This window comes from Paenibacillus riograndensis SBR5, from assembly GCF_000981585.1.
GTDB lineage: Bacteria > Bacillota > Bacilli > Paenibacillales > Paenibacillaceae > Paenibacillus_AQ > Paenibacillus_AQ riograndensis.
Genome location: NZ_LN831776.1, coordinates 1,002,544 through 1,019,487, shown reverse-complemented (window position 1 = coordinate 1,019,487; position 16,944 = coordinate 1,002,544). Strand labels below are relative to the sequence as shown.

Below are 16,944 nucleotides of genomic sequence, written 5' to 3'. Positions count from 1 at the left end.
TCCTAAATACAAGCATGGGCTACCCCCCAGTCTTTATCCAAGACTTCAAGGATAGCCCTTCCTCCAGAAAATTATAATGTCTCCGTATTAAGCGTAAACCCTTCGATCACGACTTCCTCGTCCACCTCGATCATGATGCAGCGTTTCCCCTGATAATTCACCTGCTTCACATATCTGAGATCCTGCGGGCTGACCGAAATCGTGGCAACCTTCGTCTCGATCTTAATCGATTTGGTCGTATATTTCGGGATAACGCTGCTTGCCTTCATTTCGTAGTACTTATCGTCGATGACCGTTTCGAACGCCCGCTCCACCTTTTCCGCCGTCACGTTCTCAACGCCGCTTGATGCCAGGACGCGTTCTACATCTTTGTAATCCAGCTTAGGAGGTTCTTCCTCCCCTTCGCCGCTTTCGATGACCTGTTGGATTTCCTCATACACCTGGGCGAGGGTGGTTGTATCGAGCTGTTCGCCCGCCAATTCCTTCACGATATCCTCGAAAAAGCTTCTCTCTTCCAAGGCGGTCACCGATCGCTCAGCATTCAGGACCTGCTCGATGAACTGCGGGTCCGGATAATTCGATTTTCCCGTACAATACAGAACGCGGTTCACATCCGAATAGTTGTCCGTCACACTCGGATAAAAGAAGCCCTGCTCCGGCGAGCTCAGCTTGATAATCGGATCGACAATGATATTGTACTTGAATTCCCGCTCCACATAGTCGAACATGAGGTTTTTGCGCTGCTGTTCCGTGGAATTTACGCTGCACAGAATGAACGGATGCGCGAACATCTCGTCCTTTCCGCTCTCTTCGGCTTCTTCATTTCTGGCCTTAGTCGGCCGGTAATACTGCCCGCGGACAAAAGTGACTACCATATCCTTTTCATACTTGGCATCTACCAGCATTTTGTCCACGAGCATCATCATCAGGTCCTGCCATTCTTCAGGATCACCTGTCACCAGGCCCTGGTGAAGCATAACCCGCGCCGGCTCCTCCGCTTCCTCCTGAAACTTCAGCTCGAACAGCTTATGGTCCAGCTCGCCGGTGAGCAGCTTTTTGAAATTGCCCATATACAGCTCCTGCTTCTCTCTGTCCACGAGGCCAAACGGCAGGCGCTCCCAATGATAGATCTCGCTAGTTTCCTTCATAATATACACGTTCAGAATGTCGTAGATGTTCATCAGATCATGATCCAGCTTAAATTGCTTGCGTATGTGCGCGACTTCTTTTTTATTCATAACAGGTTCGGCAGCTCCTTAGGTGTGTAATGGCTCTATTCATATAAGTTGAACTTTAGTTTTACATTCTTGGGTATAGTCGTAACTGCGGGGAATGTTTGGACTTCCAGCCGCTGTTGTCCCCGGATTTCCTGATTGGAACCGCCTTTAGCGGTTGAAATCCGGTGACTGATTATGCTTCCGAAGCGAGCTTTCCTACGGAAAGCTTTCAGGCGGACGCTACCGCTCTTCCAGTTCCAAACTTCCCCTCCGCACTTCTTCCCTTTTATGATTTTTTATAAGTTCATCTTATATAGTATAAATGATAAGGACGAAGTTTGTTAACAGTATTGCAGCAAGCAAAAATACCCGCAGGCGGATCGTTGCAGGTATTCAGCGGGAGGGTCAAGCTTCCCTATAGCTTCTCAACATACTGCTTCGCCTCGCCCAGAGACAGATCCGTATGCTGGCGGACGAGCTTAATGGCCGGAATGAGCTTACCGTCCTTCTTGAGCTGGCGGACCGATGCCTGAATGTCTTCAGGGGGAATTTGCCGCCCATTACCTGCTTCCCCTCTGCGCTTCATCTCAGCAGCTGCTTTCTGCTCTTGTTCTTCCGTCAGGAACTCTTCTGCAGTCTGGATTAACGGTAGACTGTGCTGCGGCAGCATGCCAATGACGGCTCCAAGAAGGGTTCCGGCAATGGAGTACAAGGCCAAATACTGTACAAAGCGGTATAAATACAGCCATGCCGTGCTAAGCTCCAGAACCTCCCCGCTCTGCTTCAGAATGGTGATATGATCCGTGATCGCATATTCACCGGGCGCATAATTATTTACATCCTGCATAACCTGCAATTCCCCGACCGGCGAAACGATCCATTCGAGCGGCTTATTAAAAATAGGGTTGCCTGCCGTATCGATCATCATGCTGAACAACGTGAATACGGCAATGACATAGACAATATTACGGTTCCACGTAAACCGTTTCGCAAGCACCACAATACTAAACACCACCAGCAGGGTAAGGCCCCTTATGTAATCGTTATGTAGATAAGCTTGTAAAACCGCCGGCAAAACCCACCCGAACAACAGCACCATAGTGGCTGCAAACAGAAAGACAAACAATAGGACCTTGGCATTCTTTTTCATATATCAGCATCCTCTCTTCCGCTCTAATACATTTTTACCCAAACCACCTGTACTTGTTGCGGTAAACTTGGGGCGGAGAGAAGAAACGTTGCATTATTTAGCGCAGCTGCAATTCAAATACGGAGCCGAAAAGCGATGGACGATATTTGAGAGGAAATATGGAGCTATTTTTGAGGAGTACGGGATTGGAGATATGCTGAAATTTGTGTAAACAAAAAAATAGGCCGCCCTGCGTAAAGGTAGCGGTCCTATTCCCACACCAAATCAAGCAGCTCGTCCACTGCCTGAATTCGATTCACCGCTGGTGTCTGTATAAGGTTTCCTCTGACCATAACCATAGCTATGTCCGCCAAAGCTTGTATATTGTCCAGCGGGTTCTGCTCCAGCACGATTAAATCCGCTTGCTTGCCGATATCAATGCTCCCCGTCAGGTGACCGATCCCCAGAATTTCCGCATTAGATTTCGTTACCTGCTCAATGATCCGGCGCGAGTTCAGCTTCGTTTGTCTCATGAAATGGTCCAGCTCCCGCCACAGATCATAATGGGTGACATAGGGCATAGCGGCATCCGTACCAACGCCAATTTTGATATTATGTTCTACGGCCTGCCGCACCCCTTTCAGCATGGAGTCATACACCCGCCGGGAATTTTCCTTAACCGTCTCGCTTACCTTCGTCAGGCTCAGGTCCAATTTGGCGCTGGGATATGCTGCCTGCAACGTTGGAATCAAAGCGGTGTAGCCTTTTAATGCCCTGGGATTATTCTGGTACAGGCGGATAATCTCCTCATCCATCTCCGCGCCGTGTTCAATGGTATCGACCCCGCCCTTTAGCGCAATTCTCACCCCTTCGGTGCTTTCCACATGGGCTGCCACACGCATGCCGATTTTATGGGCTTCCTCACAAATTGCGGCGACCTCTTCCTCCGTCATTTGCAGACGGCCTGCTTCCCCGGCCATTTTGGCATCAGTAACCCCGCCGGTCACACAAATTTTGATGAGATCTACTCCGTTTTTCACATTGATTCTCACGTTTCTCCTTGCTTCCCATGGTGAATCGCCAACCAAAGCCAAATAAGGTGCACCATGCCCGCCCGTTACGCTCAGAAAATAACCGGACACCAGCAGATTAGGCCCGACAAACTGATTCGCCTTAATTTCATCCCTCAACTGCACATCAGTATAAAAGAACTCCCCTACGCTGCGCATGGTAGTTACCCCGGAATGCAGGGCGGTCAGGGCATTTCGCTTCATCCGTTTCTTCAGCACGCTTCGGCCCAGCCTCGTATCCAACATATGATGAAACGCAAAATCCAGCAGCCCTTCGCTGGCTGACAGCGTAAACGGCTTCCCGTCGGCAAAAAGATGGACATGCGCATTGATCAGTCCGGGCATCACATATTTCCCTTCTACATCGATTGCTTGATAATGGCTTGGGATGGCCGTCTCGCTTGCTTTGCCGATCTCCTGAATCAGCCCGTCACGGATCAGAATCGTCATATGGGCAGCTACGTCTCTTCCCGCATCTCCATAAATCACATTGCAGTTCTTAAATGCATAACCTGTCTTCACCGTTTCTTCCTCCTTCGCAGAATCACACTATTTAATATTGAATCACAAATTCATTATTAGGTTAAAAAAATTGGACTCGCACATCGGCGTTATTCATTGATGCCCGTGAGTCCATGCAGCCAATATAAGCTCAGCGCCTCAAAAATCCGCCTCCGGCTATCAGCGCCCATCTCCCGCTTCAATAAATCCAGAATCATATTGATGACATTGTTCGCGATAATGTTCAGCAGAATCATATTTTCTTCAGTGCCGATTTCATATCTTTTATAATGATCCTTTAAAAAGGGCTTTTTGGTTTCGATCATCAGCTCGATCAGCTCGTTTTTGGCATTGCTGTAGACCGTCCCTTTATTTTTCTCAAAAATAATGACGATCTGCATGCTGTATTGCGTTAACAGATTCATTTGCTCCTGAACGATGGCCGATTGCTTGTCACTACCCGCTCTGTCAAAAAAAGTCTGGTTATCCAGACGAATGCTCTCCACCAGCACATTCTTCAAATAATCCACCAATGACGGCGGCACCACGGCATAGAATAATTCCTGTTTATTTTTAAAATAAGTATAAATATTCCCGACCGAAATCTGGATTTCATCAGCAATATCGTTCATTTTGGCATCCGCAAAGCCTTTGCGGAAAAAGACCTTCAAAGCAGCGGATTCGATATCCCTCTTAACTTCGTCTTTCTTCGCTTGCATGGCGGGCGCTCCTTAATAGTGAATGGGTTATTCGTTATTAGGGTAATGCAGAAATAGGGGATTTGTCAAACTTCCGCAAGAATTTCTTTCATTCCATTAGAATGTTCTTTCACTAATTTGCCCGCCTTGTCTTTGTAGACAACATAAGTTCCATTTGCCTTAGCTTCCAGCTTTGCACGCTCACCTGTTAGCTTAATCAGCTTCATTAAATCATTGTTAGCTTCCATACTTGATCACCCCATTTCTTTCAGAATACCATTAAAAAAGAATATATGCACTTCCACATATTTTCAACAACATGTATCCAAAAAAATCATTCACCACCAACTCCGCATGTATTGAATGGGCTATCCCAAGTCTTTATCAAAGACTTGGGATAGCCCTTAATCTCATTTAACAGACAACCGATTGCAAAACAGGCTCAGCAATGCGGCAGCCTCCTGCCGTAAAAGGGGCTCGGTGGACCGGTAATCCAAGGCTCCGGCGGAATTCGGTGCAAGTTCCGGCCCGTACATGCCGTTATTCACAATATACTGCACGGCATCCACGGCCCAAGGCGCCGTGTCCCCTGCGAGCTTGACCCCGGATGATTGGGCCATATTCACTCCGGCGATCATCGCTGCCCGCCACATCAAGACAGCAGCCTCCTGGCGCGTAATATCCGCAGTGACAGCAAAGCTCTGCTCCGGTCCGCGCCCTTGCACAAGCCCAAGCTCGATGGCTTTCTGCACATAGCCCAAATATTTTTTCTCTTCGGGTTCACCCGTTAACGTCGTGTTTTTGGATGGGGCTACCCCTGTCAAATGCATAAGCCCCGAAATAAACTCCGCCCGGGTGATTCCCTGCTCCGGATGAAAATCGCTCTCCCCATCAGAAGCCAATACACCGAGCTGACCGGCTTCATGAATCCATACCGCATAAGGATGCTCCTTCCCCACATCCGAATATACAGGGGATGCAGGTACTTTTTTCGCCCAGCTATCCATCTTATTGTAAAAGGCATATCGGGTACCGTTGGAATTGACCTTGAAGCCCGCCTTATTCCCTAGCTCATCCTCAAACAACAACGGAGCTATTTCCCGGAGGATATGCGCCCCATAAGGGTCCTTGATTTTCAACTTGCCATCATCCGTAGCGGAAACCTGGAGTATCCAGAAGGGAAGCCGCAAATCCTGATAAATCCCGGTCAGCTGGCCCAGCTCCGCCTGGGATGTGACTGGAGTGAAAGCCGTTGTTGGTTTCCCAGGGTAATAATGATCCATAAAGGCTTTGAAGAACTTCTCCCGCAAATCCGGGCCGTCACTGTTAAAAATAACAAAACCGCCTACCTTCTGTTCCGGCATAAGCCACATCCAGGAGTGATACCCCGGCAAATCCCCGCCCTTACCAATGACACGCTGGCCGTTGTAGCTATTTTGATAAAAGGATTCAAAACCATAGCCCGTACCAGGAACCTGCGGATGAATCTGATGGTGGATCTGCTGCATATCCTTAACCGAATCCCCGCTCAGAATCCGGGCCCCTGCGAGCTGTCCGCCATTCAACTGCGCGATCATAAACTGGGCCATGTCCCTTCCGGTAGAGAACATGCCGCCATCCGGTGACTCGGCGGGTCTGGACGGATATTCGGGGATCGGGTCTTTTTGGGCTGTATAGGGTACAGCCAGAGCCTTCCGCAGCCCGGGCGTCAGCTTAAAACTGCTGCTCCCCATGCCCAGCGGCTTGAAAATATGCTCCTGCACATATTGGGTAAACGGAACGCCGGTCATCCGCTCCACGATATATCCCTGCAAATTAAAAGCATAGTTATCGTACCGGTAAGCTTCACCGGGCTCCCGGACAATCGTAGGCACATTTTCCTTGATGAACTGCTTGTTGGAAATCTCTTGTGCTGAGCCGCCGGCGCTATCCGTATAATCAAATCCGGAGGTATGGGTCAACAGATGCTCCATGGTTAGGGTTTTATTGGTTTTGTTGACAATGTTCAAGTCTCCCAGATAAGTTTGGAGATCAGCATGCAAATCAATGGTCCCCTGTTCAGCCAGCTGCATGACCGCTGTTGCGGTGAACAACTTGGAAATAGAGGCTACACGAAAAACGGTCTTTTCCGGATCGATGGGCTTCTTGCTGCTGATATCGGCGTAGCCGTAGCCTTTTTCAAGCAAAACCTGATTATTCTTCACTAACACAACGGCTGCCCCGGCAAGCTGCTTCTTGATTTGCGGCTGATTGAAGAATTGGTCGGCAAAAGCCTCCGCTTCCTTCGCTTCCGTTACCCCTGTGGTTTGTTGTTTAAGGGCGGATGCAGATGCCATCGGTAGCGGGACAAACGAAGCTATGAGCAAACTGCTGAATACGGGTAGAAGAACCTTACGACATACGATTGTGCGAATATGCATTACACTGCCTCCTGTTTTGAATGCCTGGATAAATGTGCCGAACCGACAGCAAAATACCCGCTAATCTGGTTAATCCCACTCCTTTCATGTATTGCGGGCTGATCCGGGACCTCCCCAACCTAACAGAAGCCTTGTCATAAAGACGAGTGACAACCCGTCATAACTTCATACGACAACAAAAACGCCTCAGAGATAGTCTCTGAGGCTAAGTTAAATATTAATTACCCCAATATTGCTGCGCAATCTGTTGTCCTTGTCTAATCTTCGCCCACTGCTCATCTTCCGTTAATTCGTTGCCGCCGTCGCAGGACGCGAAGCCGCATTGGTGAGAAAGTAATAAGCGATCCTTGCTAATGATTTGCGAAGCTTCATCAAGCATTCTGACTACACGGGCCTCATCGTCAAGCGTACTTGTTTTGGAAGACAACAATCCAAGTACAATTTCCGTCTCCGGCTTATCTTTGAACACCGCAAGCGCTTCAAGTGAGCCTGCACGTTCATCATCCCATTCCAGGAAGAAGCGGTCGTATTTGAGCTGCTTCAGGAACAGATTCGCAATCTTCGCATAGGAGCCGCCGCCCATATTACGGGAATCATAGTTGCCACGGCAGTTATGCGTCCACATTTTGAGGCCCAAGCTATGACCGTAATCAATAATTGTGTTGTTGATGTCAATAAACTCTGCCGCCAGCTGCTGTACTTCCGCTTGATTGATATGCTCGCCGGTATATGGAGAGTTCGGGTTGTCGTCGGCGAACAGCTCCCATAGGCAATCGTCGAACTGCAGGATGGTTCCTCCGGCCGCAGCGAACTCCTGGACAAAATCCTTATAAGCGTTAACCAGACCGGCCTTCAGCTCAAGTCTGTCCTTATACACCGCTTCTGTTCCGCCAATGTTATCCGACCAGGACAGCTCACCAAAAATATGGGACGGAGAAGGCACGCACAGCTTGGTCTCACGGTCTCCAGCCAGAGCCTGAAGCTTGCGGTAGGCATGAAGGAAATGATGGTTCTTCGCACCGAGTTCACCGGTAATGCGCAGACCGATATCTTTTCGAGTCTCATATTTGGAAGCTCCGTCCGTATCTCTGAAGAAGTATCCATGATCCGCGATATAACGCTCAATTCCCTGGAAGCCCCAGACAAAGTCCAGATGCCACATCGATTTGGAATATTCCCCATCTGTCAGAATGGACAGCCCATTCTCGCTTTCTTGCTTGACTACAGCCTGAATCGCCTCAGCCTCACACTGCTCATACCCCTGAAAGTCCTGATAAAAGGGATACTGGATATCATCCCTGTGTTCAATTTGCTGTTTATATTCTAATAGCTCCGCCGGACGCAGCAGGCTGCCTACGATCTGAAATCTGTTGCACATGGTTAGCCCTCCTCTATTCTCACACATCTCTTTCTCTTGTGTTTAAATTCTAGCATGGAGGACTTAGAGGTACGTAACACTTAAAAATGATATCTGGTTATAGTGAAAGGTTATAGTCAGCAGCCCGGATATAAATTATCTGTTGGCTTCGTAAGACAATCGTAATACTTAGCTTAGAGAATCGTAAGTGCGGCCATAAAGTAAGAATATGTAATGGGGATTGATATTTCACAACAGGTTCCCGGAATTAATCCAACTTCATAGCCTCAGCCCACTCTTCCGGCGGAGTGAAAACCCTCATTCAAATTCGTAGAGAATCTACAAAAACGCTCCGAAATACAACTCTACCGCCTCCTGAGAATAGCCGTCATCCCCCTGCCACTCTGCCACAGAGTTAAAATCGTGACTCCCGCCTCTGCGTTTCCGTGGTGTGTCCCGCGGTACCGGCAATCCGGCATAGCCCCATATCTCCATGATCACATCCCGTTCATTCTTACTGGAGGGAATCACTTCCTTCCACCGCTTCTCCAGCATCCGTGCACTCTCATGGTCCGCACAATCCCGGATCGCTTCCAGCATCCCGGAGAGTATGGCAGCATCCTCGGTGGTAACCTCGAACCCTTCTTCTTTACTAAATAATTCAAGATCCATCCAGCAGTATAAAAGCCAGTTCAGACGAATTCCGCCCCATTTAACCCGTTCGAAATTCAGCACATTCAGATCCTGATTAATATATTCCCGGTCAGACATTAATCTGTGAAAGTTACAATCCCTGCAGCTGCTGTGATTGGGCCGGGCTGAGCTCCGCTCTCCATAGGTATGCACAGGTAGAGCGGAAGTCAGAGCCCAGCTGGAAAGGGCGCTCCGCAAATGAACCTTCTTCGTTGATAGACTGTGCAGGAACGCGGCAGCTACCCGCTCCTTGGTAATCGTCTGATGTAGCTCATGCAGCCGCAAGACAATCTCGTCATGGGTAATCGTCACAGGATCGAACATGAACCCTTTGCTTTTGGCATAGTCGAAATCCTCACCGGTGAAGGCAGCAGGACTGCTCTTCCAGCCAGATGAGGTCCAGAAGGTGTTCATAAGGATTTTCTTTGCTTTGTTGTCCATGGGATCACTTCCTTAGGGTTAGGCTTAATCATCTCAATAGCTTAGTTCTATAGCTCCTATCATTTCCCCCGGTAAAATTACATCCTTTACCCCCGCCCCGAGGAAACGTACCCCGAACTCTTCTTCCTTCTCCTGGATACGGGACAAAATGAATGTGGCAACATCCTCTTCCTGCCTCTGAACTTTTTTTGGAGGATTCGTTTTTATACTCAAATTTTTCCATTCGCGGTATAATCGCAGAAGCAATAAAAAGGCTTATATGGCGGCCGGCTAATCTCCCGGAAGGGAGGTGATGCCTGTGGAGATTTACCAAGCATTGACGCTAATGATTTCGTTCGCGACTCTGGTTGTGTTGATTCTATCTTTCCACAAAAAGAAATAGGCCGCCCCAGTCAAAGGATGCGGTCCTATTTCAATGGATAACCTATTTAAAGCCACCGCCCTTAAAAGCGGCTATTGCTCCGAGAGTCGTGTGTCCAGCACGGCTCTCTTTGTATTCTACATTTTTTCTGCCTTTACTATACCACAAATCATTTCACAAAGTAAGAAAATCTCAGTTGCATTAATCCAAAACGAAATGAGTACCCTCGTGCTGAACGGCTCAATTTCGGGATAGATTCTGCGGAGCCGGACCTCTTCCTTATATGCAGTATGTAAACATTACTGAAATTATACTAAAATAGTATTAGCAATGCAGAATCCATAACTTTCTCATTAAGCTGCATAACCGGAGGGAACTAATGAAAAAACATATTCATGTAGTTGGTGCTGTGATCATTGAAAATGAAAAGATACTTTGTGCGCAGCGGGGAGCTAGCAAAGCATTGGCTTACATGTGGGAATTTCCAGGCGGGAAAATTGAGGACGACGAAACACCACAGTCTGCATTAAAACGAGAGATCGATGAAGAAATGAACTGCACAATCGAAATTGGTGAAGCGATCGAGACTACTGTGCACGAGTATGACTTTGGTTTTGTTCATCTCACTACTTTTTATTGCAATCTATTAAAAGGTACACCAACCTTGACTGAACATGTTGCCATACAATGGTTACCTGCTAATGAATTGATGTCTTTAGAATGGGCACCTGCCGATATTCCTGCTGTTAAAAAAATTCAAGAAGCACTGGGGAAATGAAATGGACAATCCCCTTCTACATTTAAACAGTTCTTTAAACTGGGCATTTATTGACCATCAACAGGATTCACCGGATAAATATAAGCCAAAACTATTAGTCAATAATAAGGAAACCAATGATTACGTGCTTACACCTTTGCTAGAGGAGCTTGATCGCTGTTCCTCCTTCATATTTTCTGTTGCATTTATTACAGAGAGTGGCTTAGCCACCCTTAAGTCCCATTTAGCTGATCTGAAATTACGAGGGATTACTGGCAAAATCCTAACTTCCAATTATCTAAACTTTAACAAGCCCAAAATATATAGAGAGTTGTTAAAAATAACGAATGTAGAGGTTCGTTTGACGGATCTAAGTGGTTTTCATGCTAAAGGTTACGTTTTTCAACATGAAGATCATTCAACAATCATTATGGGAAGCTCTAATCTGACTGCTGCAGCATTAAAAGTCAACTACGAATGGAACGTGAAATTAACCTCATTTAAACATGGGGGCCTTCTTGGGCAGTTCCATAGTGAGTTCGAAAAAGTATGGCTTAATGCTGTTCCACTAACGAATAAATGGATCGAATTATATCAAATTCTATATGAAGAGGTTCAGAAGGTAACCCGTAATGATCGACTAGCAATGCCCTTTACTCCTGAAAAGTTTCCTCAAACCGTATCTGGTTTAGTCTCACCTAATAAAATGCAGGAGAGAGCACTACAAAATCTAAAAGAGTTGCGCACAACAGGGGCAGTTAAAGGACTTGTTATTTCAGCGACAGGGACAGGAAAAACCTATCTCTCTGCTTTTGACGTGAAAAGCTTTGCTCCAAGCAGAATGTTATTCGTAGTACACCGAGAACAAATTTTGCAAAAGGCTTTGGCTGATTATCAGCGAATTCTAGGCGGTGCGGACAGTGATTTTGGTATTTTATCTGGAAACAGTAAAGAAACCGATGCCAAGTACCTGTTTGCTACAATTCAAACCATCTCTCAGGACTCCTCATTAAGCAATTACAATCCTGAGGCGTTTGATTATATTCTGATTGACGAGGTTCACAAAGCCGGAGCACGTTCCTACCTTAAAGTTATAGAACATTTTAAGCCTAAGTTCCTACTGGGCATGACAGCAACTCCAGAACGAACTGATGATTTTAATATATACGAACTTTTTGACTACAACATTGCTTATGAAATTCGCCTTCAGGAAGCTTTGGAAGAAGATATGTTGTGTCCATTTCACTATTTTGGCGTTACTGACTTTGAATACAATGGCCAAATCATTGACGATACGACCTTACTCTCCCAGCTAGTCACTGATGAAAGAGTATCTTATTTAATTGAAAAGATTGAATATTACGGTTACTCAGGAGAAGCAATAAAGGGCTTAATCTTTTGTAGTCGTAGAGAAGAAGCTATCGAGCTATCTAACATTTTAAATATGAAAGGTTATCGTACAGTAGCTTTGACTGGAGGCGATAGTCAAGAAACACGGGAGCGCTGTGTAACTGATCTTGAATTAGGTGACCTAGACTATATTCTAACTGTAGATATTTTTAATGAAGGGATCGATATCCCTTGTATTAACCAAGTTGTGATGCTTCGTCAAACTCAGTCCAGTATAGTGTTTGTTCAGCAGCTAGGACGTGGCTTACGTAAGCATCCTAATAAAGAGTTCGTCACGATCATCGACTTTATTGGTAATTATAAAAATAATTATTTAATTCCTGTAGCCCTTTCTGGAGACAAGACTCAAAACAAGGATAATATCCGTCGTCATATGAAGGACACCAGTTATATTAAGGGCATCTCAACAATTAACTTCGAAGAAATTGCCCTTCAACAAATTTATCGCTCGATTAGTAGTAGCAATTTAACAGCACTCAGGATTCTTAAAGAAGCTTACTCTCAACTTAAAAATCGCCTTAATCGAATACCCAAACTAATGGATTTCATTGAAGCAAACTCAATTGATCCGCTCATTTTCACTGATGAGCATTCAAGCTATTATCACTTTCTACAAAAGATTAAAGAAAACATTCCTATCCTATCAGAGCACGAGAAAAATTACATAGCAATGTTATCAGCAGAGATTCTTAACGGAAAACGCAGGCATGAAATTGTTTTAATAAATTTACTACTCTCTAAAGATAACGTTACTTCGACCGAGTATATGAATGCCCTTATGGGGGATGGATGTGCAACAGACTCAGCAACTCTGGATTCTGTCTTACGTGTTCTAAACCTATCTTTTTTTACTGAACCAATGAGAAAAAAATATGGAGAAACAGCTGTAGTGCAATTCGATCCATCTCAACATTATGTTTTCCACCCAATGCTGGCTTATTCGCTAAAGAATAACATGTATTTTAGAGAAATGGTCATTGATATTATTCAGACTGCTTTTCATAAAACTGAACAGTACGATTGTGGCGAACCCTTAACTTTATACAAGAAGTATTCCAGAAAAGATTCTTGTAAACTTTTGAATTGGAATAATGATGAGGGCTCAACGATATATGGTTATAAAACAAAACATCAGACTTGCCCAATTTTTGTAACCTATCACAAACAGGAAGAAATAGAAGCAAGTACGAAATATCAAGAAAACTTCATCAACTCAGAGGTTCTAACGTGGTCAACAAGAAGTAGACGAACACTTGAATCTGAAGAGGTTAAAACGATTCTTGAGGCAGACCGCTTAAAGATCGACCTTCATGTTTTTGTAAAAAAGGATGATGCAGATGGAACGGAATTCTATTATCTAGGTAAAGCACATCCCGATCAAAAAAGCGCTGTACAGGCATCTATGCTGGATAAAAATAATGAGGAAATTTCGGTTGTGCATATGAATCTGCTATTAGAGAATTCTGTGGAGAGTAAGCTTTATGGGTATCTGACTAAAAATTAAAATTGAATAAGAGTATCTAAGGACGTGGATACACACGTCCTTAGTTATCCAAAAACATTCAAATTTATAACGGCCAATATATTTTTCGTAACGGTATTAATGTCCGTGTCTCTGAATCAAATTGATCATAATATTGCGTTACTAACTCCGCTAGTAGATCCAAGTCTATTAATGTTAAAGGGATATTCGATCTGTCCGCTTCATATTTCGCTTCTTTGGTGAATCCACCAGTAGACACATAAATCCCCCGATCTCCTACTCTTAATCCTCCAGTAAAACTACGTATTTGATTAGATCCCATACTGCCTGAACGGTGCTTTACTTCCACTATAATTCTGGGCTCTTCAAGCCCTAGACCATCTGGCGATGCAAAAATATCTCTTCCCCGGTCCGGCCCATCAGGTGATATTCTCGTCTTGTAACCCATTCCTCTTAGGATGCCCGCAACAAATTTCTGCATCTGCTTCCAGTCTAGCTTAGCAATCTTATCTTTGATAAATTCATTGGACTTCTCAATAACGTCTTCCTTGATAAGCTCTAACTCCTCAGCTTCTTCCTCCGTCTCAGCATGCACAGACTCAATGGGTTGGCTTGGTTGATTACCTGCTGTCTGTCCGGTAACCATCTGCTTGAGCAATTCCTTCTGAACATCATTCGGGATAGATATAATAGTCATTATGGAACCAAGCGTATTCCGGGCGCTTGCCGTCAAAACATCTCTGGATACAGTTCCCTCCCAATCTATTCTGCGAATATGGGGCTTATCCGTAATATAATTTGGCTTAAATTCATAATTAGATTTGATTCTTCCTATGTAATAGAGGCGTTCTTCGGGATTATAAGTGATTACCTGATCATCTATTTTAAATTCACTTACAAAACGAAAAATCTGTCCTGCAGTGATATTGATCTTACCTTCTTTATATCCAGGGTACGTTACCTTCAAAAGCCTCTTCATCTCTTGCAGTGTGTTCACCGCACCGATATCTCCCAATTGGGCCCAACCAATCGCCACCGCTTGCTTTTCTTTAAATTCGTCAATAAGATATGCTCTTTCTCCCGCTCGAACAAGCCACATACTTTTCATAGGAGCCCCCCCTTTATTCTCTGTACATGAAGCTTACGAATCTCGGAATCGGTGATATTAGCCTGTAGCAGATGTTCATATATGGCTTGCGTCTGTGCAGGAGAAATAGAAGGCTCGGGAGTCTCTGCCTTCAGGCGAAGCAGCTTTCTGGAGATAAACTCGCTTAATTCAACATCGTAGATCACCAATTCGTCCGACTGGATTTTCCGAAGCTCGGGGTCAATGCTGAAACGGCATCTCATCGTGAACGACACCATAGAAATAAACTTCACTGCAGCTATGTCCTGTAACAGACTCTCAACCGCTTTAATATGGCCGTAGTTCTGCTTGAGCGGATTGTACATCTTGTAACGATTGCTTACTGTCCATTGCTGATCCTGGCGCCCGCCTTTAATCTCACCCTGATAATTCTTCGTCTCAATCATGAATAGGCCGTACGGAGAAATAACGAGATGATCCACCTGAGAATAGCCCGTGCGCGACTTAGGATTTGGAATCAATAAATCGCTCAACGCTTTGCATTCTTTAGGAAGCTGATCCAACTGAAGATTGATTTTGTGCTCGCCCAGCTCACCGATTCGGGTTGGCGCTACCTTTGGTTTCGGCTTGGGAGTTTGTACCTTACGCACCGCCTGTGGCGGCTTAGTGTCGGATTTTTTGAAGAGAGACAATAGCGTTTTAAACATAGCAAAACCTCGTCTGATCCAGATTTACAATATGTATGGTAATTCGACATATGGCAAGATATCCCTTTATTTAGATCATGAATAGAAGCCTGCTCAATTTTGAATGATCAGCATTGAAGGAGGTACATGTATACTGAACATGCAGCAAAGAAAAAGGACCGCCGCATGGACGGTCAAAAAATAAAATATGCGTTTATCCCTTTCGGTTCCATGCCTATGTACTTTTGCGGCAGACTTCACAGGGCATGTCTTTGTCCGAGAGAACTGAAGGTGCAGAAAAGGCATTTGCAAGCTGCACGCCATCCTTAAGCCCTTGTAGATATAGGCGTTCATAAAGAACGGCTTGCTTCAATTGAAGCTTATCCTCCCAATTCTCAAACTCTGGCTTACGTGCAATGTCCATGGAGGCAAACAACGCCTGAAAAGCCTTGCTCTCTTCTTCAAAAGCACTCTCAAGCTCAGATTGATGCTCAATATGTGCGGATACCTCATCCAACCGATTCTGCATCGCCTGCAAAGACCACACCGGAAAGCTCACCCCATCCCCTCCTAGACAATATTCGGAACGAAATGTTCCTACATGTCCGCTTTTTTTCTGATACATCCGATTAATGATTTCGTCCACTTTACGACTCTGGGCCTGAACCGCTTCATTGCTGCTTAACGGAATTCCCTGCTCCAATGATTTCTGTCCGAGTTCATTCAACTTGCGCTTCTCCTCCTCATACTTGTGCATCAGATGCTGCATTGTACCCCCTCCTTTCTGGAAAAGCTATACCTGTAGACGATGTATAGAAATTTTAATGCGTTTATCGGTTTATTTTATTTTAATTCGATATCCGCATTAAAACAACACTTACCTCGCATACAATTTGGCTATATTGTGAGGTGATACCAAATGAAGCATCGCAAAGAGCCTCCGGGTGACAAAAATATCGTTGGAACCAGAGTTGTAGCCATTCGAAAAGCTAAGCGAATGAAACAAAAAGATTTCCTCGCCAAATTACAAACCTTTGGTTTAGATATCAGTCCAACCAGCTTGTCGCGTTTGGAAGGTCAACATAGACTTGTGCAGGATTATGAGGTGGTTGCCATTGCGAAAGCGCTGGATGTTTCCGTTGGGGAGTTGTTGGGGGAGGGGGAATGAAGGGACGGTAGGAGATAACTCTGCTGTTGAAAGAGTTCGTTATTTCCATTCAAAAAAGGTATTATCCAGTGCGGGTTCAATCCAATCTCGTAAAGGCTGCAGCGACAACAAAGTCCCCTCCCAAGGTATTTTTTTGATGTTACCTTAGAAGGAAGGATGGTTGGCAAGAGGTATTCTATATGCCACAATTAGGACGGCTTCTTTATCTCTACCCTGCTTATTTCAATGCTTCTATTATCAAAGTTGTATGTCTCTATAGGCTTTCTAAATTTCATGTTATTAATTTCTTGATGCTCTTTAATTTGATGTATTAGTTGAATTCCCCCGTTGCTATAATCTATTTTATCACAAAAATTATTATATGATAGTCGTAGTCCTCCGCTTCGAATGAATGATTTAGTATACAGAAAACAGAAAGCCCATGCGCTGTCTGTCTTGAGATCAGTGTAGTTATAACTTTAGGTGA

At 45.0% G+C, this 16,944-nt stretch carries 15 protein-coding genes; 4 read left to right on the top strand and 11 right to left on the bottom strand.

Annotated features, from left to right (window positions below; all coding sequences use genetic code 11):
* Positions 1–71: 71 nt before the first annotated feature.
* From PRIO_RS04430 to PRIO_RS04400, 8 genes are all read right to left on the bottom strand, one after another.
* Complete coding sequence (locus tag PRIO_RS04430) at positions 72–1,238, bottom strand: DUF4317 domain-containing protein (protein ID WP_020430491.1); 1,167 nt, start codon at positions 1,236–1,238, stop codon at positions 72–74.
* Between the two features lie 394 nt (positions 1,239–1,632).
* Positions 1,633–2,367 carry a hypothetical protein gene (locus tag PRIO_RS04425; RefSeq protein WP_020430492.1) on the bottom strand — a complete coding sequence of 245 codons (735 nt, stop codon included), beginning with the start codon at positions 2,365–2,367 and terminating at the stop codon, positions 1,633–1,635.
* Between the two features lie 248 nt (positions 2,368–2,615).
* Entirely contained in the window at positions 2,616–3,938 is a 1,323-nt protein-coding gene (locus tag PRIO_RS04420; RefSeq protein ID WP_020430497.1) for a metal-dependent hydrolase family protein, read from the bottom strand.
* An 89-nt stretch (positions 3,939–4,027) separates the two neighbouring features.
* The gene (locus PRIO_RS04415; RefSeq protein ID WP_020430499.1) at positions 4,028–4,636 is read right to left on the bottom strand and encodes a TetR/AcrR family transcriptional regulator; all 609 of its coding nucleotides are present in this window, start codon (positions 4,634–4,636) and stop codon (positions 4,028–4,030) included.
* Between the two features lie 65 nt (positions 4,637–4,701).
* Positions 4,702–4,863: a hypothetical protein gene (locus PRIO_RS35910; protein WP_020430500.1), complete on the bottom strand. Its 162-nt coding sequence runs from the start codon at positions 4,861–4,863 to the stop codon at positions 4,702–4,704.
* 162 nt (positions 4,864–5,025) lie between these two features.
* Positions 5,026–7,035, bottom strand: coding sequence for a serine hydrolase domain-containing protein (locus tag PRIO_RS04410; RefSeq protein WP_020430501.1), 2,010 nt, complete (start codon positions 7,033–7,035; stop codon positions 5,026–5,028).
* Positions 7,036–7,252: 217 nt separating this feature from the next.
* A complete protein-coding gene (locus PRIO_RS04405) occupies positions 7,253–8,413 on the bottom strand; it encodes a cobalamin-independent methionine synthase II family protein (protein ID WP_020430503.1) in 1,161 nt (386 codons plus the stop codon).
* 318 nt (positions 8,414–8,731) lie between these two features.
* Positions 8,732–9,526, bottom strand: coding sequence for a hypothetical protein (locus PRIO_RS04400; protein WP_020430504.1), 795 nt, complete (start codon positions 9,524–9,526; stop codon positions 8,732–8,734).
* Between the two features lie 292 nt (positions 9,527–9,818).
* On the opposite strand from PRIO_RS04400, the gene PRIO_RS37420 reads away from it, so the two are divergent.
* From PRIO_RS37420 to PRIO_RS04385, 3 genes are all read left to right on the top strand, one after another.
* On the top strand, positions 9,819–9,908 hold the full coding sequence (locus PRIO_RS37420; RefSeq protein WP_407944481.1) for a putative holin-like toxin: 90 nt from the start codon (positions 9,819–9,821) through the stop codon (positions 9,906–9,908).
* A 358-nt stretch (positions 9,909–10,266) separates the two neighbouring features.
* Positions 10,267–10,665 (top strand): (deoxy)nucleoside triphosphate pyrophosphohydrolase, encoded by a 399-nt coding sequence (locus tag PRIO_RS04390; protein WP_046501231.1) that lies wholly within the window; start codon positions 10,267–10,269, stop codon positions 10,663–10,665.
* Position 10,666: 1 nt separating this feature from the next.
* A complete protein-coding gene (locus PRIO_RS04385; protein ID WP_046501229.1) occupies positions 10,667–13,558 on the top strand; it encodes a DEAD/DEAH box helicase in 2,892 nt (963 codons plus the stop codon).
* Between the two features lie 64 nt (positions 13,559–13,622).
* Here the strand turns inward: PRIO_RS04385 and PRIO_RS04380 are convergent, their stop codons facing one another.
* The 3 genes from PRIO_RS04380 to PRIO_RS04370 form a co-directional block, all read right to left on the bottom strand.
* Positions 13,623–14,645 (bottom strand): restriction endonuclease, encoded by a 1,023-nt coding sequence (locus PRIO_RS04380; protein ID WP_052741414.1) that lies wholly within the window; start codon positions 14,643–14,645, stop codon positions 13,623–13,625.
* Positions 14,642–15,331, bottom strand: a complete 690-nt coding sequence (locus PRIO_RS04375) for a nuclease-related domain-containing protein (protein WP_020434425.1) — start codon at positions 15,329–15,331, stop codon at positions 14,642–14,644. Before PRIO_RS04375 ends, PRIO_RS04380 begins: the two co-directional genes overlap by 4 nt.
* 214 nt (positions 15,332–15,545) lie before the next feature.
* Positions 15,546–16,079 carry a hypothetical protein gene (locus PRIO_RS04370; protein WP_020434424.1) on the bottom strand — a complete coding sequence of 178 codons (534 nt, stop codon included), beginning with the start codon at positions 16,077–16,079 and terminating at the stop codon, positions 15,546–15,548.
* 150 nt (positions 16,080–16,229) lie between these two features.
* On the opposite strand from PRIO_RS04370, the gene PRIO_RS04365 reads away from it, so the two are divergent.
* Positions 16,230–16,478, top strand: coding sequence for a helix-turn-helix domain-containing protein (locus PRIO_RS04365; protein WP_020428189.1), 249 nt, complete (start codon positions 16,230–16,232; stop codon positions 16,476–16,478).
* Positions 16,479–16,944 lie beyond the last annotated feature (466 nt).

Coding starts and splice junctions, on each gene's coding strand:
- PRIO_RS37420 (WP_407944481.1), top strand. CDS start 9,819: ATGCCTGTGGAGATTTACCAAGCATTGACGCTAATGATTTCGTTCGCG.
- PRIO_RS04410 (WP_020430501.1), bottom strand. CDS start 7,035: ATGCATATTCGCACAATCGTATGTCGTAAGGTTCTTCTACCCGTATTC.
- PRIO_RS04400 (WP_020430504.1), bottom strand. CDS start 9,526: ATGGACAACAAAGCAAAGAAAATCCTTATGAACACCTTCTGGACCTCA.
- PRIO_RS04390 (WP_046501231.1), top strand. CDS start 10,267: ATGAAAAAACATATTCATGTAGTTGGTGCTGTGATCATTGAAAATGAA.
- PRIO_RS04385 (WP_046501229.1), top strand. CDS start 10,667: ATGGACAATCCCCTTCTACATTTAAACAGTTCTTTAAACTGGGCATTT.
- PRIO_RS04375 (WP_020434425.1), bottom strand. CDS start 15,331: ATGTTTAAAACGCTATTGTCTCTCTTCAAAAAATCCGACACTAAGCCG.
- PRIO_RS04430 (WP_020430491.1), bottom strand. CDS start 1,238: ATGAATAAAAAAGAAGTCGCGCACATACGCAAGCAATTTAAGCTGGAT.
- PRIO_RS35910 (WP_020430500.1), bottom strand. CDS start 4,863: ATGGAAGCTAACAATGATTTAATGAAGCTGATTAAGCTAACAGGTGAG.
- PRIO_RS04405 (WP_020430503.1), bottom strand. CDS start 8,413: ATGTGCAACAGATTTCAGATCGTAGGCAGCCTGCTGCGTCCGGCGGAG.
- PRIO_RS04425 (WP_020430492.1), bottom strand. CDS start 2,367: ATGAAAAAGAATGCCAAGGTCCTATTGTTTGTCTTTCTGTTTGCAGCC.
- PRIO_RS04370 (WP_020434424.1), bottom strand. CDS start 16,079: ATGCAGCATCTGATGCACAAGTATGAGGAGGAGAAGCGCAAGTTGAAT.
- PRIO_RS04365 (WP_020428189.1), top strand. CDS start 16,230: ATGAAGCATCGCAAAGAGCCTCCGGGTGACAAAAATATCGTTGGAACC.
- PRIO_RS04380 (WP_052741414.1), bottom strand. CDS start 14,645: ATGAAAAGTATGTGGCTTGTTCGAGCGGGAGAAAGAGCATATCTTATT.
- PRIO_RS04415 (WP_020430499.1), bottom strand. CDS start 4,636: ATGCAAGCGAAGAAAGACGAAGTTAAGAGGGATATCGAATCCGCTGCT.